The organism is Lysobacter antibioticus (assembly GCF_001442535.1).
Lineage (GTDB): Bacteria > Pseudomonadota > Gammaproteobacteria > Xanthomonadales > Xanthomonadaceae > Lysobacter > Lysobacter antibioticus.
Genome location: NZ_CP013141.1, coordinates 841,214 through 856,621, shown reverse-complemented (window position 1 = coordinate 856,621; position 15,408 = coordinate 841,214). Strand labels below are relative to the sequence as shown.

The 15,408-nt window shown below is 67.5% G+C and carries 11 protein-coding genes and 1 riboswitch; of the genes, 4 read left to right on the top strand and 7 right to left on the bottom strand.

Annotation, left to right across the window (positions count from 1 at the left end; all coding sequences use genetic code 11):
* Nucleotides 1–1,051 precede the first annotated feature (1,051 nt).
* The 3 genes from GLA29479_RS03520 to GLA29479_RS03510 are packed head-to-tail and all read right to left on the bottom strand — an operon-like array spanning nucleotide 1,052 to nucleotide 3,509.
* A complete protein-coding gene (locus tag GLA29479_RS03520) occupies nucleotides 1,052–1,447 on the bottom strand; it encodes a hypothetical protein (protein WP_057970792.1) in 396 nt (131 codons plus the stop codon).
* Nucleotides 1,448–1,474: 27 nt separating this feature from the next.
* Nucleotides 1,475–2,257 carry a LytR/AlgR family response regulator transcription factor gene (locus GLA29479_RS03515; protein WP_057918717.1) on the bottom strand — a complete coding sequence of 261 codons (783 nt, stop codon included), beginning with the start codon at nucleotides 2,255–2,257 and terminating at the stop codon, nucleotides 1,475–1,477.
* A complete protein-coding gene (locus GLA29479_RS03510; protein ID WP_057970791.1) occupies nucleotides 2,250–3,509 on the bottom strand; it encodes a histidine kinase in 1,260 nt (419 codons plus the stop codon). The genes GLA29479_RS03515 and GLA29479_RS03510 overlap by 8 nt, the downstream gene beginning before the upstream one ends.
* A gap of 423 nt (nucleotides 3,510–3,932) precedes the next feature.
* Here GLA29479_RS03510 and GLA29479_RS25535 point away from each other — a divergent pair, with 423 nt between their 5' ends.
* Nucleotides 3,933–4,646, top strand: a complete 714-nt coding sequence (locus tag GLA29479_RS25535; protein WP_211265028.1) for a hypothetical protein — start codon at nucleotides 3,933–3,935, stop codon at nucleotides 4,644–4,646.
* Between the two features lie 5 nt (nucleotides 4,647–4,651).
* A complete protein-coding gene (locus GLA29479_RS03500) occupies nucleotides 4,652–5,260 on the top strand; it encodes a DUF2846 domain-containing protein (protein ID WP_169795608.1) in 609 nt (202 codons plus the stop codon).
* Between the two features lie 110 nt (nucleotides 5,261–5,370).
* Here the strand turns inward: GLA29479_RS03500 and gcvP are convergent, their stop codons facing one another.
* A complete protein-coding gene (gcvP, locus tag GLA29479_RS03495; protein WP_057918713.1) occupies nucleotides 5,371–8,244 on the bottom strand; it encodes an aminomethyl-transferring glycine dehydrogenase in 2,874 nt (957 codons plus the stop codon).
* Between the two features lie 39 nt (nucleotides 8,245–8,283).
* A riboswitch (glycine riboswitch) is annotated at nucleotides 8,284–8,453 on the bottom strand.
* 243 nt (nucleotides 8,454–8,696) lie between these two features.
* Here gcvP and GLA29479_RS03490 point away from each other — a divergent pair.
* The gene (locus tag GLA29479_RS03490) at nucleotides 8,697–9,152 is read left to right on the top strand and encodes a VOC family protein (protein ID WP_057918712.1); all 456 of its coding nucleotides are present in this window, start codon (nucleotides 8,697–8,699) and stop codon (nucleotides 9,150–9,152) included.
* 78 nt (nucleotides 9,153–9,230) lie between these two features.
* Nucleotides 9,231–10,466 (top strand): multidrug effflux MFS transporter, encoded by a 1,236-nt coding sequence (locus GLA29479_RS03485; RefSeq protein ID WP_257720576.1) that lies wholly within the window; start codon nucleotides 9,231–9,233, stop codon nucleotides 10,464–10,466.
* A gap of 194 nt (nucleotides 10,467–10,660) precedes the next feature.
* On the opposite strand, the gene GLA29479_RS03480 is transcribed toward GLA29479_RS03485, so the two are convergent.
* The 3 genes from GLA29479_RS03480 to GLA29479_RS03470 all read right to left on the bottom strand — a co-directional run bounded on the left by GLA29479_RS03480 (nucleotide 10,661) and on the right by GLA29479_RS03470 (nucleotide 15,307).
* On the bottom strand, nucleotides 10,661–12,742 hold the full coding sequence (locus tag GLA29479_RS03480) for a phosphocholine-specific phospholipase C (RefSeq protein ID WP_057970788.1): 2,082 nt from the start codon (nucleotides 12,740–12,742) through the stop codon (nucleotides 10,661–10,663).
* 158 nt (nucleotides 12,743–12,900) lie between these two features.
* A complete protein-coding gene (locus GLA29479_RS03475; RefSeq protein WP_248842791.1) occupies nucleotides 12,901–14,178 on the bottom strand; it encodes an amino acid permease in 1,278 nt (425 codons plus the stop codon).
* 4 nt (nucleotides 14,179–14,182) lie between these two features.
* Nucleotides 14,183–15,307, bottom strand: a complete 1,125-nt coding sequence (locus GLA29479_RS03470; RefSeq protein ID WP_082638254.1) for an aromatic ring-hydroxylating oxygenase subunit alpha — start codon at nucleotides 15,305–15,307, stop codon at nucleotides 14,183–14,185.
* Between the last annotated feature and the right edge of the window lie 101 nt (nucleotides 15,308–15,408).

Here is a 15,408-nt window from a genome sequence, read left to right as displayed (position 1 = left end):
GGTCGCGACTTTACAGTCGCGCTGGTTGTGGGGGAGGTAGGGGTGGCCCAAAGGATTTGGGGCGGATTTGTGCAGTAATGAAGCAATTCGGGGGAGGGGCGTGGGTGGCCCGTCAAAGTGGCTGCTCTGCTTCTGCTTCTGCTTCTGCTTCTGCCTCCGCCTCTGCGTCTGTCTCTGTCTTCGCGGTTGCCTTTGCTGGTGCCTTTAAAGCCTGGCGCAGTTCCGAGCTAGCGTTGCAACCGTAAACCCGGAGGGCGCCGCACAGGACGTGCGGCCAGCTTTCATTGAAATGACCCGATAAGACAGGGACGTCTTATCGGAAACTCCCGGCGCGAGCTACGAACTCGTGGCCTGTGCCCTTGCAAGGAAAGCTTTTTTTTCGGTTAGCTTTGACCGAAGGGAATTCAGACGGACTTTTGAGCTTAGTAAAAGAATGTAACCCGGCCGCGTCAGCAGACGGAAGCTCTGCTCTTGCTTGAAGAGGGCGCGTAGCGAATCCTTCTCCTGTAGGAGCGGCGTGAGCCGCGATCACGACGCCTCAATCTCGCGCCGATACCGGCCGCAGCCCGTCAGGGTAGGAGCGGCGCAAGCCGCGACCACGTTCTCGCGGTCTCGCGGCGCTTCGCTTAAGCAAGATCAGGATCAGGATCAGGGTCAAACGCTAAAAGCTTCCGCCACTAAAGCGGCGGGTTACTTTCTTTTGTCATAAGCAACAAAAGAAAGATAACCAAAGAAGTTGCTTTTCTTTGAATCACAAGCCCGCACGAGCGGTGCATCCGCGGGGCTTTTTTCATACGGGACATCCCTGTCCCGATGAAAAACGGCCCGCATCCATGCGGGCCGCCCTCCGGGTCTTCGATTGCCTTCGCGAGTGTTCGGTTGCGCACAGCAACGGCCGGTGCAACAGCAGCCAGCGCAACAGCAGCAGTCGGTGCAGCAGCAGACGGTGCAGCAGCCGGTGCGACATCAATCTGTCTTCGACCTATTCGTCGGGCTCGGCGATTGAGCCCGCCTTCCGGGCCCAGTTTCGGTATGCCGCTCGTCGCTGTGCTTACTGGCGGGCCGTACTCTTGCAATCGGCGTTCATCGCCTGGTCTTCGGCGCTGACGCAGAGCTTGAATCCCGGTTCCAGGCCGATCACTTCCTTGTCGGTGCCGGCGACCATCGCGAATCGCTCGAAAGGCCGGTTGACGCAGGCATCGGCGTTTGCGTTCTTGGCCGGGGCGGTCTTGTCCGCAGCGGCGCAGTCGTCATGGAACAGGGTGTAGTGGCATTGCCCGCTGCGGCTGGCCAGGCATTCGAACTTGGCGATGCGGTCGGTGACGCGTACCTCGCTGTCGATGATGTCGATGCCGTCGGCGCTGGCGCGGTGGACGATGGTGGTCGCACCGATATCGCAACCTAGCAAGGCGAACAGGTAGTACAGCAAAGCCGTGAAATTACGCATAGGTCACCTGGATCGTGGGTTGCCGCGTTACATCGTGCGGAACAGGGTCATGAAGGGTTGGCTGACGGTCAGCGTTTCCGGTCGGTTGCGCAGGCGCACGCTGCCCTTGCCGCTGTCGTCGCGCACGATGGAAGCGATCGCCTTGAGGTTGACGATGGTCGATCGATGGATCTGCTTGAACATGGTCGCGTCGAGCACGTCGAGCAGTTCGCGGATCGGCTTGCGCAGCAGGGCTTCGCCCTCGGCGGTCACGACCGTGGTGTATTTGTTGTCGGCGCGGAAGTAGGCGATGTCGTCGACCAGGATCAGGCGCGTCTCGCGGCCGGTGCTCGCGGTGATCCAGGTCAGCGGCGGCGTGTTGCGCTTGGGTTCGCGGTTGGCGAGTTGCTGGGCGAGCTCGGACAGCGCATCGGCATCGGTCTGATTGGCGGCGCTGCGTTGCTGCAGGCGCTGCACGGTGACGGCGAGGCGTTCGGGCGTGACCGGCTTGAGCAGGTAGTCGATCGCGCCCTGCTCGAAGGCGTCGATGGCGTACTGGTCGTAGGCGGTGACGAACACGATCTGGGTCTGCGGGCTGACCTCGGCTGCGGCGGTGGCGACATCGATGCCGGTCAGGCCGGGCATGCGGATGTCGAGGAAGGCGATGTCGGGCCGATGCTCGGCCAGGGCTTCCAGCGCTTCGGCGCCGTCTTCGCATTCGGCGACGATCTGCAACTGCGGCCAGGCGCCGCGCAGGGAATCGATCAGCGCCTGGCGCAGCAGGGCCTCGTCTTCGGCGACCAGGGCGGTGGAGGGGGCGGGCTTAGACATGGATGGGTTCCTCGCGCGCGGCCAGCGGCACGCTGATCGTCGCGGCGACACCGTTGGGGAAATTGGCGACGACCGCCAGTTGGGCGTCGCCTCCGTACACCAGCTGCAGGCGCTCGCGCACGTTGCGCAGGCCGATGCCGGTGCCGGCGTTGGTGGAGTTGAAGCCCTCGCCGTCGTCGGCGACGGTGATGGCGACGCGGTGATCGTTGCGGCGCGCGAGAATCCACACCGTGCCGCCGCCGGGCTTGGGTTCCAGGCCGTGCTTGATGGCGTTTTCGACCAGGGTCTGCAGCATCATCGGCGGCAGCGGAATCGTGCGCAGTTCCTCGGGCACGTCGATCTGCAGCGCGAGCCGTGCGCCCATGCGCAGCTTGAGAATTTCCAGATAGGCGCGGGAGCGGTCGAGCTCGTCGCCGAGCGTGGACTGCGCGTCCTCGGTGCGCGGCAGGGAACGGCGCAGGAAGTCGATCAGGTGGCCGAGCATGATGTCGGCGCGCGGCGGGTCGTTACGGGTCAGGTACTGGGCGCTGGCGAGGGTGTTGTAGAGGAAATGCGGTTCGACCTGGGCGTGCAGCAGGCTCAGTTTGGCCACGGCGAGTTCCTTCTCGGTGACCGTGCGGGTGGTGCTGACGCGCTCGGTGCGGCGGCGTTCGGCGATGCGGCGGCTGATGGCGCGCACGACCGCCTCGGCATTCTCCAGGTTGGTGCCGCCGTCGACCCGGAACCAGTCGCTCCAGGCGCCGGTCTCGGGTTCGCAGATCAGGGTGATGCTGCCGCTGTCTTCGCCGGGCGTGACCGTGGCCAGGATCTGGTTGCGGGTCCAGCGGCTGTAGTTGTGCACGCGGCCCTGGCGGTCGGTGCGGCTGCGTCCATACAGATTGGGGCGCTGCACCTTGGCGCTGACCTGCAGGCTGTCGCGGGCGCTCTCGATGTCTTCCACGCGCGGCAGTTCGCGGATCGCCGCATCGAGCAGGTCGAACACCTCGCCGGCCTCGAACGGCACCTCGATCTGGCGACGGTGGCGGTTGGCGAGGGTGTCGCGGTCGACATGCCCGGCGATCAGGCGCACCCGGCGCAGATGCGAGAAGGCGTTGGTGACGACATAGGCCACGACCAGCATGCCGATGATGAACAGCGGCGCCACGTCCTGGTGTTCCAACCCCGGCGTGGCCGAGGACAGCATCGCTAGCAGCAGGAACACGCCGAACCATGCGGCCGCCAGGCGGAGGATGAAGAAGAAACTCCTGATCACGACGGCGTCCGAAAGGTCCCTGGTTGCGACGCAGCATAGTCGTCTGCCGGCCGGGTGGAAGTGGGGGCGCGACGAAGTCCGGGGAGGGGGCGACGAAACCGGGGCGGGGTGGAACGAAGTGCCGGCGGCGTGCGTCGAGACCGGCCGCCCGCGATCCAGGGGGCGATGCGGATGAGCCCCTCTCCCGCTTGCGGCCCCATAGGGAGTGCGAAGCCGAGAGGGGAAGGGCAACGAGCAGGGCAGCGACCGATCGCTGGCGAGCCGCTCGCTGCCAGGCCGCCCGAGCTACGAGCGGCGGCGTGCTTCCGGTGCGGTCGCAATGTGACTTGCATTGAATCCGTGGTCGGAGCAAATAACCCGCTTGGCAAAGCCTCGGCGTTCCGATAGCGTGACGGCCGCCAAGGACGGTTGGGGGCCGCCTTCATGTTTTCGATGTCTACCGTGTTGATCGCCGCACTGGCGATGAATCAGCCGCAGCCGGCGCCGGCCGCTTCCGAAACGCCGAGTGCACTGTCCGCAGCCACGCCCGCACCGGCAGCGATGCCGGTGTCCGAACCGGCCCCGGCGTCCATTTCCGAGCCCGCTCCAGCACCGGCATTGCCGTTGGCAGCCGTCGGCGTCGCCGGTGCCCGACGCATCGCCGCCGGTACCGACGTGCTGCTCGAAACCCTGCAGCCTCTTAGCTCGGCGACGCTGAAACGCGGCGACAAGTTCGGGCTGCGCTTGGCGCAAGCGCTGAGCGTCGATGGCGCGCCGGTGTTGCCCGCCGGTACCACCGGCGTCGGCGAAGTGATCCATGCCGAGCGCTCGCGCAGCGGCGGCAAGCCGGGCGAGTTGCTGCTCGCCGCGCGTTATCTCGAAGCCGATGGCCGGCAGATCCCACTGCGCAGCTTCCGCGTCGGCGCGGCCGGCGTCGACAAGTCGGGCAAGGTCATCGGCCTGGCCATCGCCGTCGGTGTGTTCGCGATGTTCATGCGCGGCGGCGAGATCGAAATTCCTGCTCATACCCAGGCCCAGGCGCGCACGGCGCAGGACGTCGAGCTGACGCCCGATGTCGCGGCGCCGGTCCAGACCCCCTTGCCTGCGGTCACCACCGAACCACCCGTCACCACCCAAACTGGGGAAGTTGTCCAATGAAGTCGATGTCGTCGCGTGTCCTGTTGATTGCTCTGTTGCTGCCGGTGTCGGCCTTCGCCACTGGCGGTTCGTTGGCCTGGAATGGCAAGACGCCTTCCGATCCGGCCAAGCAGATTCCGAATGCCCAGGCGAGCGCTTCGGCGGAAGCCAAGAGCGAAGCCGGCACCACGCCCGCGGTCGAAGGCAGCGCTGCCGCGACGGCGGAACCGGCGGCAGCGCCGAGCGCGGCCGCGACTGCGTCGGCAAGCGCGAAGCCGGCTGCGGCCAGCAGCGGCCTGATCGCCGCGCCGCCTGCCGGCAAGGGCCAGATCGTGTTCTTCCGTCCGGCCAAGTTCGTCGGCGGCGCGGTCGGCTACAAAGTGCGCGAAGGCGCGGTCGAGCTGGGCAAGCTGCGCAGCGGCAAGTACTTCGTCGTCGCGGTCGAGCCGGGCGCGCACGAGTACACCGTGCACTCGGAAGCCAAGGACATCCTCAACATGGAAGTCGAAGCCGGCGAAACCTATTACGTGAAGGGCACGATCACGATCGGCATCCTGGCCGGTCGTCCGAACCTGTCGCCGTCGACGGTTGCGGAGTTCGAGGAAATCGCCGGCAAGCTCAAGCTGGCGAAGTAAGCGCAAGGCGCGGCGGGTCTGCGGCATCGCCGCAGCCACTGCCGGCCGGATGAAAAAGGCCCCGCATTCGCGGGGCCTTTTTTATTGCTTCAGCACAACCCAGCCGAGGCTCAGGCCTCGACCTCTTCCTTGTAGGCATCGATCGGGATGCAGGCGCACATGACGTTCTTGTCGCCGTAGACGTTGTCGACGCGCGACACCGGCGGCCAGTACTTCTGCAAGCGCAGGGTCGGCAGCGGGAACGCGGCCAGCTCGCGCGGGTAGGCGCGCGTCCACTCGCTCGCGGTGACCTGCGAGGCGGTGTGCGGAGCGTGCTTGAGCGGGTTGTCCTCGCGGTCCAGGCGGCCGTCCTCGACCGCGCGGATTTCGTCGCGGATCTGGATCATCGCGTCGATGAAGCGGTCCAACTCGTGCTGCGATTCGCTCTCGGTCGGCTCGACCATCAGCGTGCCGGCGACCGGGAAGCTCAGGGTCGGGGCGTGGAAGCCGAAGTCGATCAGGCGCTTGGCGACGTCCTCGGCGCTGACGCCGGTGGCGTCCTTGATCGGGCGCAGGTCGAGGATGCACTCGTGCGCGACTAGGCCGTTGCGGCCGGTGTAGAGCGTTTCGTAGTGCGGGGCGAGGCGCTTGGCGATGTAGTTGGCGTTGAGCAACGCGACCTGCGTGGCCTTGCGCAGGCCGGCGGTGCCCATCAGGGTGACGTACATCCACGAGATCGGCAGGATGCTAGCCGAGCCGAAGCTCGCCGCGCTGACCATGCCGACGATGCCTTCGCCGTCGACGGTCTTCGGCAGGAACGGCGCCAGGTGCGACTTGACCGCGCAGGGGCCGACGCCGGGACCGCCGCCGCCGTGCGGGATGCAGAAGGTCTTGTGCAGGTTGAGGTGGGACACGTCCGAGCCCCACTTGCCGGGCTTGGCCACGCCGACCAGGGCGTTCATGTTGGCGCCGTCGGTGTACACCTGGCCGCCGTGCTTGTGGATGATCTCGCAGATCTCGACCACTTCCTCCTCGAACACGCCGTGCGTGGACGGGTAGGTCATCATGATCGCGGCGAGACGGTCGCTGTACTTCTCGGCGGCGCGGCGGATGTCGTCGACGTCGACGTTGCCGTTGCTGTCGGTCTTGGTCACCACCACGGTCATGCCGCACATCTGCGCCGAGGCCGGGTTGGTGCCGTGCGCCGAATCGGGGATCAGGCAGATGTCGCGGTGGCCTTCGCCGCGCGAGCGGTGATAGGCGCGGATCGCCAGCAGGCCGGCGTATTCGCCCTGGGCGCCGGAGTTCGGCTGCAGGCTGACCGCGTCGTAGCCGGTGCACTCGACCAGCATCGCCTCGAGTTCGTCGATCAGCTGGGTGTAGCCGGTGGTCTGGTCGGCCGGGGCGAGCGGATGGATGTTGCCGAACTCGGGCCAGGTCACCGGGATCATCTCGGCGGTGGCGTTGAGCTTCATCGTGCACGAACCCAGCGGGATCATCGTGCGATCCATCGCCAGGTCCTTGTCGGCCAGCGAGCGCATGTAGCGCAGCAGCTCGTGTTCGCTGTGGTGGGTGTTGAACACCGGGTGCTGCAGGAACGAGGAAGTACGCACCAGCGCGGCCGGGATCGCGTCGACGGCTTCGCGGTCGAGCGCGTCGATGTCGAGCTGCACGCCGAACGCGCCGGCGAGGGCGACCAGCTCGTCGCGGGTCACGGTTTCGTCGAGGCTGATGCTGAGGCTGCCGGCATCGATCTCGCGCAGGTTGATGTTGGCCGCGCGCGCCTTGGCGTGGATCGCCTGCGCGTCGACGCCGCTGACGTGCAGGGTGTCGAAGAAGCCGCTGCCGACGGCGATGCCGGCCTTGCCGAGTGCGGTGGCGAGGATCGTGGCCTGGCGGTGGACGCGGCGGGCGATGCGGGTCAGGCCGTCGGGGCCGTGATAGACGGCGTACATGCTCGCCATCACCGCCAACAGCACCTGCGCGGTACAAATGTTGCTGGTCGCCTTCTCGCGGCGGATGTGCTGCTCGCGGGTCTGCAGGGTCAGGCGGTAGGCGGGCTTGCCGTCGGTGTCGACCGAGACGCCGATCAGGCGGCCCGGCATCGAGCGCTTGTAGGCGTCGCGGCAGGCCATGAAGCCGGCGTGCGGGCCGCCGAAACCGAACGGCACGCCGAAGCGCTGGGTGTTGCCGACGACGATGTCGGCGCCCCATTCGCCCGGGGCCTTGAGCAGGGTCAGCGCGAGCAGGTCGCTGGCCACGGCGACGATGCCGCCGCGCGCGTGCACGGCGTCGGCGACGCTCTGGTAATCCTTGACCGCGCCGAAGGTGTCCGGGTACTGCAGCAGCACGCCGAAGGCGTCGACCGTCGCCGCTTCGGCGTCGTCGCCGATGTGCAGTTCGATCGCCAGCGGTTCGGCGCGGGTGCGCAGCACTTCCAGGGTCTGCGGGTGGATGTTCTTGGAGACGAAGAAGGTCTCGGACTTGGACTTGGCCGAACGCTTGGCCAGGGTCATCGCTTCGGCGGCGGCGGTGCCTTCGTCGAGCAGCGAGGCGTTGGCGATCTCCATCCCGGTCAGGTCGGCGACCATGGTCTGGAAGTTGATCAGCGCCTCCATGCGGCCCTGCGAGATCTCCGCCTGGTACGGCGTATAGGCCGTGTACCAGGCCGGGTTCTCGAGGATGTTGCGCAGGATGACGTTCGGGGTGTGGGTGCCGTAGTAGCCGCGGCCGATGAAGCTGCGGAACACCTGATTCTTGGTGGCGATGGCGCGGATCTTGGCCAGCGCTTCGACTTCGCTGATCGCGGCCGGCAGGGCCAGCGGCTGGGTCGACTTGATCGAGCCGGGCACGATGGCGTCGGTCAGGGCTTCGAGCGAGTCGTAGCCGACCTGCTCCAACATGTGGCCGATCTCGGCGTCGTTGGGGCCGATGTGGCGCTCGATGAAGGCGTCGTGGTGCTCGAGATCGCGCAAGGAGGTTGCGCTGTTGGCGGCTGGGCTCATGGCAGGGGCGTCCGAAGGCAGCGTGCGGTGCCGCACGCGAGGCGCCCCTCTGTCCTTTTGCCTGAGAGTTTAAAAGCGTGCTGCGGTCAGGCAGCTAGGGGAGGGATGGCCCGGGGGCCGCTCCTGTCCGCGCTCGCTTCGTGCCCCTTCGGCGCCGGTTCTGCCCCGCTGTCTCAGCGTACGCAGGCGGTCTCTCCAGAGTTTTGTACACGCGGCGGTATGGGGCCTGAGCGATTACGGGCGTTGCGCCTTCGGCAGCGGGCCTGGCTGGGGGGCCGGGCCGCTTCTCCCACCGGGTGTTTCAAGCCGCGATTATAGCCGCAGCGGCGGCTTCGGGGCGACGTTGCCAGGGCTGGCGGGAGCCGGCTTCATCCCGGGTTTCGACGCCGCGACCCGGTTCAGGAAGGCCGATTCGCCGTAACATGGTCGCGGTCCCTTCCGGAGCTTCCTGCATGGACCGTCCCCCGTTCCAACTGCTGCAACTCGATCACGTGGTGCTGCGCGTGCGCGACACCGAGGCGATGATCGCCTTCTACTGCGAGGTTCTGGGTTGCCGGCTGGAACGGCGCCAGGACGCGATCGGCCTGGTGCAACTGCGCGCCGGCCTGTCCCTGATCGACTTGGTCGACGTCGACGGCAAGCTCGGCCGCATGGGCGGCGCGCCGGCCGGGGCCGAGGCCCGCAACATGGACCACCTGTGCTTGCGCGCCGAGCCCTTCGACCGCGAGGCCATCGTCGCCCACCTGGAGGCGCACGGCGTGCGCATCGGCGATTTCGGCTCGCGCTACGGCGCCGAGGGCGAGGGGCCGTCGCAATACCTGTTCGATCCCGAAGGCAATGTGGTCGAACTCAAGGGCCCGCCCGACGAGGTGCCGATCGATACCCACGCCTCCCACGCTCCCAGCTGACGCCCCGAGCCGACGCTCTCCGATTGGTGATCTCCGATTAATACCTCCGCACCCGATCCTGCTCCGGCCACCAAGACCTTGTCGATCCGCCGGCTGGCCTTGCTGCTCGGCGGCCTGGCGATGTTCGGGCCGTTCTCGATCGACACGATCTTCCCGGCGTTCCCGGTCATGGGCGCCGAGCTGGGCGCCGACAAGCTGGCGATGCAGCAGACCATCAGCGTCTATCTGATCGCCTATGCCTTGATGAGCATCGTCCACGGGCCCTTGTCGGACACGATCGGGCGCCGCCGCGTGATCATCGGCGGGCTCAGCGTGTTCACGCTGGCCTCGGTCGGCTGCGCGCTGTCGACGGATCTGTCGACCTTGCTGTTCTTCCGCGCGGTGCAGGGGCTCTCGGCAGGTGTCGGACTGATCGTCGGCCGCGCGGTGATCCGCGACGTGCTGCATGGCGACGATGCTCAGCGCCTGATGAGCCAGGTGACGATGATCTTCGGCGTGGCGCCGGCGATCGCGCCGATCATCGGCGGTTGGATCCTCGGCTGGGCGCATTGGCCGGCGATCTTCTGGTTCCTGGTCGGCTTTTCGCTGCTGTTGCTGGGCTCGACCGTCTTCCTGCTGCCGGAAACGCATCCGCCGCAGGCGCGCCTGCCGTTGAAGCCCAAGCGCCTGCTGCGCGATTACTTCGCGATCTTCCTCAACCCGCGCTTCCAGCGCCTGACCGCGACCGGCGCGTTCAACTTCGCCGCGTTGTTCTTGTACATCGCCTCGGCGCCGGCGTTCGTGCTCGACATCCTCAAGCTCAACGAACGCCAGTTCGGCTGGTTCTTCGTGCCGACCATCGGCGGCATGGTGCTGGGCTCGTTCGTGTCGGGGCGCTCGGCCGGCAAGATCAGCGGCGACCGTCTGGTGCGCTGGGGCTTCGTATTTTCCTTCGTCGGCGTGGCGATGAACCTGGGCTACAACCTGTGGACCGACGATCCGCAGATCCCATGGGCGGTGTTGCCGATGTGCGTGTCGGCGTTCGGCATCGCCCTGGTGTTCCCGATCGTGACCCTGTCGATCCTCGACATGTACCCGCGCCAGCGCGGCTCGGCTTCGTCCTTGCAGGCGTTCTCCGGCCTGGTGGTCAACGCGATCATGGCCGGCGTGTTGTCGCCGCTGATCAGCGCCAGCGCGGTGTCGTTGGCGGTCGCGGCTTCGGCGCTGACCGCGATCGCCTGGGTGTTCTGGCAGTGGGAGGCGCGCGTTTCCAAGACCGCGTGCCCGAGCCGCGGCGACGAGGCCGCGGCGGTGGAGCCGCAAGAGTCGCTCTGAGGCTGCTCATCGCCAGAGCTGTTCCCCCCTTTTGCAAAGGGGGGAATCCGGTAGGTAGGTTTGTTGATCCGGTTAGTGCGATTGCAGCGCTGCCGTGCCTCTATCGTTTATCTACGGCCGACACCGAAGGCCCCGCATCGCCGCCGGCGCGGCCGGCGACGATGTATTCGCCCAACTGATTACTCGATCCGAACTCAGATCAAACCCGGATCGGTGATGCCGTGCGCGCCGGTTTCGATGCGGCCGGCGAGGCGGCGGTAGTACTCCGGGTCGTTGGCGTCGGTGAGCACGAAGTCGTACCACTGGTGGCTTTCGTCGAGGCGGATCGGCCGCTGACGGGTGGTGCCCGGGCCCAGCCGCTCCAATCGCGCTTCGTACAAGCCGTACTGATCGGCGATGCTCAGCCGCACCGGCTTATGGGTGGTGTTGCGCAAGGCCAGGATCAGTTTGCGGCGACGCAGGCGCAGGTCCGGCACGGTGGTCGCCGAGGGGTTGGCGCCGTTCAACGAGCCGCGGAACTCGCGGAAGAAGCCGTTCGGCGCGAACACCTGCAAGGCATAGGCGCGCGCGCCGTCGCTCCTGAGCGCCCATTCGCCGTGCAGGGACTTGCCGGGGTCGACGGTGTAGCGACGCGGGATCGCGTTGGGGTCGAGCAGGTCGTAGACATGGAACACCGCGGCGACGCGGCCGGTGTTGCCGAAGTGCAGGCGCACACGCCGAGCACCGGCATCGATGCGTTCGCCGACCTGCAGGTCGTAAGGCAGGGCGCGCGAAGGTTTGATGCCGCGTTCCTGCTGCGCCGCGCTTGCCACCGTCGGCGGCTTCGGCGCCGGCAAGCGGCTTTGTTCGGCGACGATGCGGTCGGCGTTGCTGGTGTCGGGCAAGTTCGGGATCGGTTCGCGGTTGGGGTCGACGAAATTGAACGCGCTGGTGAGGTCGCCGCAGACCGCGCGCCGCCATGGGCTGATGTTGGGTTCCATGACGCCGAAGCGGCGTTCGAGGAAGCGGATCACCGAGGTGTGGTCGAACACCTGCGAATTGATCCAGCCGCCGCGGCTCCACGGCGAGATCACATAGGTCGGGACGCGCGGGCCGAGGCCGTAGGGGCGGTCGTAGTAGATCGGTGGGTCGTTCGACGTGCCGTGCGAGGGACCCGAGCGCGCGCGGTGGTGTTCGCCGCGCAGGTCGACGGTGGAACCGCCGAGGTAAGCGCCCTGGCCGTCGAGCGAAGGCGGCGCTGGCGGCGGGATGTGGTCGAAGAAGCCGTCGTTCTCGTCGAAGTTGACGATCAGCACCGTGCGCGCCCAGACCTCGGGATCGGCGGTCAGGGCATCGAGCACGCGCGCGGTGTAGTCCGCGCCCCAGATCGGCGCCGACGGGCACGGATGCTCGGAGTATTTCGCCGGCGCGACCAGCCACGACACCTGCGGCAGGCGGCCGCTGCGCACGTCGGCGGCGAGGTCGTCCAGGGTCCAGGTCTTGAGCGCTTTTTCGGCCAAGGCCGAACCCGGCAGGGCGGCGCGGAACTGACGGAAGCCTTCGAGCGGGTTGTCGGTGAAGTTGTCGTCCATGTCCTGGTACAGCTTCCAACTCACCCCGGCCTGTTCCAGACGTTCGGGATACGTCGTCCACCAATAACCTTCGTTGGCCGGGCCGTAGTCGTCGAAGGTGTTGACGATCGCAGGGCCGCCGCGATCGGCGGCCGGGTTGTTGGTGCCGGTCCAGTGGAACAGGCGGTTCGGGTTGGTACCGGTCTGCTGCGAGCAGTGGTAGGCATCGCACAGGGTGAAGGCATTGGCGAGCGCGTACTGGAACGGAATATCGGCCTGGCGGTAATGACCGAGCGAGCGTTCGGTCTTGGCCGGCAGCCAGCGGTCCATCAGGCCGTTGTTCCAGGCCGCCTGCGAATCGGGCCAGGTGTGCGGCGTGCCGCCGATGCGCTGCGCGCTCGTAGTCGTGGTGTCGAGGTGATAGGGCTGGATCTCGCGGCCTTGCGCGGTCTGCTGGTGCCACACCGGTTTTCCGCTCGGCAGCGGAATCGGAAAGCGGTCGCCGAAGCCGCGCACGCCGCGCATCGCCCCGAAGTAATGATCGAAGGAGCGGTTTTCCTGCATCAGGATCACCACGTGCTTGACGTCGTGGATCGTGCCGGTGACGCGCGCGGCGGGGATTGCCAGCGCTTTCTGGATGCTCGGCGGGAACAGGTTGAGGGCGAGTCCGGCGGCGGTGGCGCCGGCGGCGCTGCGCAGGAAATCGCGGCGTTGATGGTCGGTCATGGGGAGTCCGTGCAGTCGTTCGGGGGAATCGGTGGGCAGCCGATCTCCCAGCCTGCTCGTGCAACGTGGCATCGCGGTTACCGTCACCGCGGCGATGCGCCGACTTGTGCGCCAGCGCTCATTGCGCGCTGCTCAGTGGGTGGTGCAGTGGGTGCTGCTCAGCGTCGCCAACGCAACAGCAGATGCACCGGCAGGCCGGCCGCGACCAGTACCGCGCCCCACGACAAGGCCTCGGCGCCGATGCCCCACAACGCGTACAGGCTGAAGGCGAGGGCGAAGCCGGCGACGATGCGGCTGCGGCCCTCGCCGCGCAGCAGCCATGCGGCGCTGCCGGCGAGGTAGGGCAGCAAGGTCGCGGCGGTCGACAGCAGGATCGAGAAAGTGAATACCTGCACCAGCGAGTGGCTGTAGTTCGACAGCACCAGGGCACTGGCCAGGGCGGCGCCGATCACGATGCCTAGCCTGGGCGTGCCGCGCGCATCGACGCGGGCGAAGAACGCCGGAAACACCCGGTCGCGCGCGGCCGCCAGCGGCAGTTGTCCCGACAACAAGGTCCAACCGTTGAGTGCGCCGAAGCAGGACACTGCCGAGACCGAGGCGAGGGCGAGGCCGGCCGCCGGGCCCCAGATCGAGGCCGCGGCATCGGCCATCGGCGATTGCGACTGGCGCAGCGTTTCGGCCGGCACCAGGCCGAGCACCACGGTGCAAGCGAGGATGGTGGCGATGCCGGCGAGCAAGGTGCCGATCACGGTCGCGCGCGGCACGTTGCGTTCGGGGTCGGCGATGGCGTCGGCCGGCACGGTCGCCGCTTCCAGGCCGAGCAGCGCCCACAGGGTCAGCGCCGCGGTCGCATTGGCCACCTGCGGCAGTGAACCGCCGGGATTGAACGGGCGAAACGCCGTGCCGGGATCGAGCCACCACAGCGCGACCGCGCCGAACAGCAACAGCGGCAACAATTTCAGGGCGGTGGTGACGAGCTGCATGCGGCCAGCTTCGCGTACCCCGGCCAGGTTCACGCCGGCGCAGATCCACAGCGCCGCCAGCGCACAGGCCGCGGCGCGCGCGGGCGTCGCGGTCAGCTGCGGCGAAATCGCGCCGAGGCTGCCGGCGAAGGCCACCGCGATGGCGGCGTTGGCGCACCAGATCGAGATCCAGTAACTCCAGGCGACGACGAAGCCGACCGTGTCGCCGAAGGCGCGATGCGCATAAGTGTAGGGCCCGCCGCTGTGCGGCCAGCGCATCGCCATGCGGGCGAAGGTCAAGGCAAGCAACAAGGCCCCGCACAAGGTGATCGCCCAACCGATCAGGCTGGCGCCGCCGTAAGGGGCCAGCGCCGCCGGCAACAGGAACACGCCGCTGCCGATCATGCTGCCGACGACCAGCGCCGTCGCGGTCCACAGGCCCAGCGGGCGTGCGCTCGCGGGCGTGGTGTGCAAGCGGCTAGCGCTCCACCAGTGTCGCGGCAATCGCGGCCGGGCCGGCGTCGCGATAGGCGTCGCGCAACAACTCCTGGAAATGATGCACGGCGTTTTCGCGCAAGGGGTTCAAGCGCCCTGCGACGTACGAGCCCGAGGCGAGCCCGCGTTGCACGTCGGCGCAGATGGTCAGGTCTTCCAACTGCACTTCGTCGCTGAATTCCAGGTCGGCCTCGCGCCGCGTGCGCGCCTCGAGCGAGTCGTCGGGCGTGTAGTAGAAATCGAACTCGACCCGGCAGCGGTCGACGCCGATCGGCACCACCCGGTTGGTCTGCAGGCGCCCCGGCAGGATGTTGAGCATGGTGTTCGGCCACAGCCAGTAGTACAGCGCGTCGCCGCTGCCGTACAGACCGTCGCCGCTTTCCACCGGGCTCCATTGGTAGGAATACCAGCGCGCGGTCTCGGTGATGTAACTGCGGTAATCCAGCAGACGGTTGAGGCCGGGATGGATGTGCGGGACGTGGTAGCCCTCGAGGTAGTTGTCGACGTAGACCTTCCAGTTGCAGGCGACGTCGTAACCGACCCGGTGATGGTGGCGGTAATGTTCGAGCCCGCGTTCGGTGCCGATGCGCGCATCGATGCCGGCGACGACTTCGTCGAAGTCGAGGCGGGGATTCGAAGCGGCGAACACCAGCCCCTGCCAGACCCGCACCTGCAACTGCGGCAGGCGAATCTGCGCCGGATCGAAGTCGGGCGCCTGCGCCATCTCCGGCGCCGAGCGCAGCACGCCGTCGAGGCCGTAGGTCCAACCGTGATAGCGGCAGCGCAGCGAACGCGCAGCCAGGCCGTCGCAACTCGCGATGGGCCCGGCCCGATGCCGGCAGACATTGTGGAAGACGCGGATCTCGCCGTCGGCGCCGCGTACCGCGATCACCGGCAGGCCGGCGAAGTCGGCGACGACGTGGTCGCCGGCGTCGCGCAACTGGCAAACATGGGCGATCAACTGCCAGGCGGGGTCGAAGATGGTGCCGCGGTCGCGCGCGGCCATGGCCGGCTCGACGTAATAGCGCGCGGGCAGGGCGGTGGCGTGGCTGAGCGCCTGCGGGGCGAGATCGGCAGCGGCGGCGACGTGGGCGGCGGGCTCGGTCATGGCCCGAGTATCGCGCCGGAGCGGGGCCGCGCCTAGGCCCGGCGAATGGACGCCACGCAGGCCGGATGATCGCTGCCGTATCCGCCGCATAGGGCCTGTTA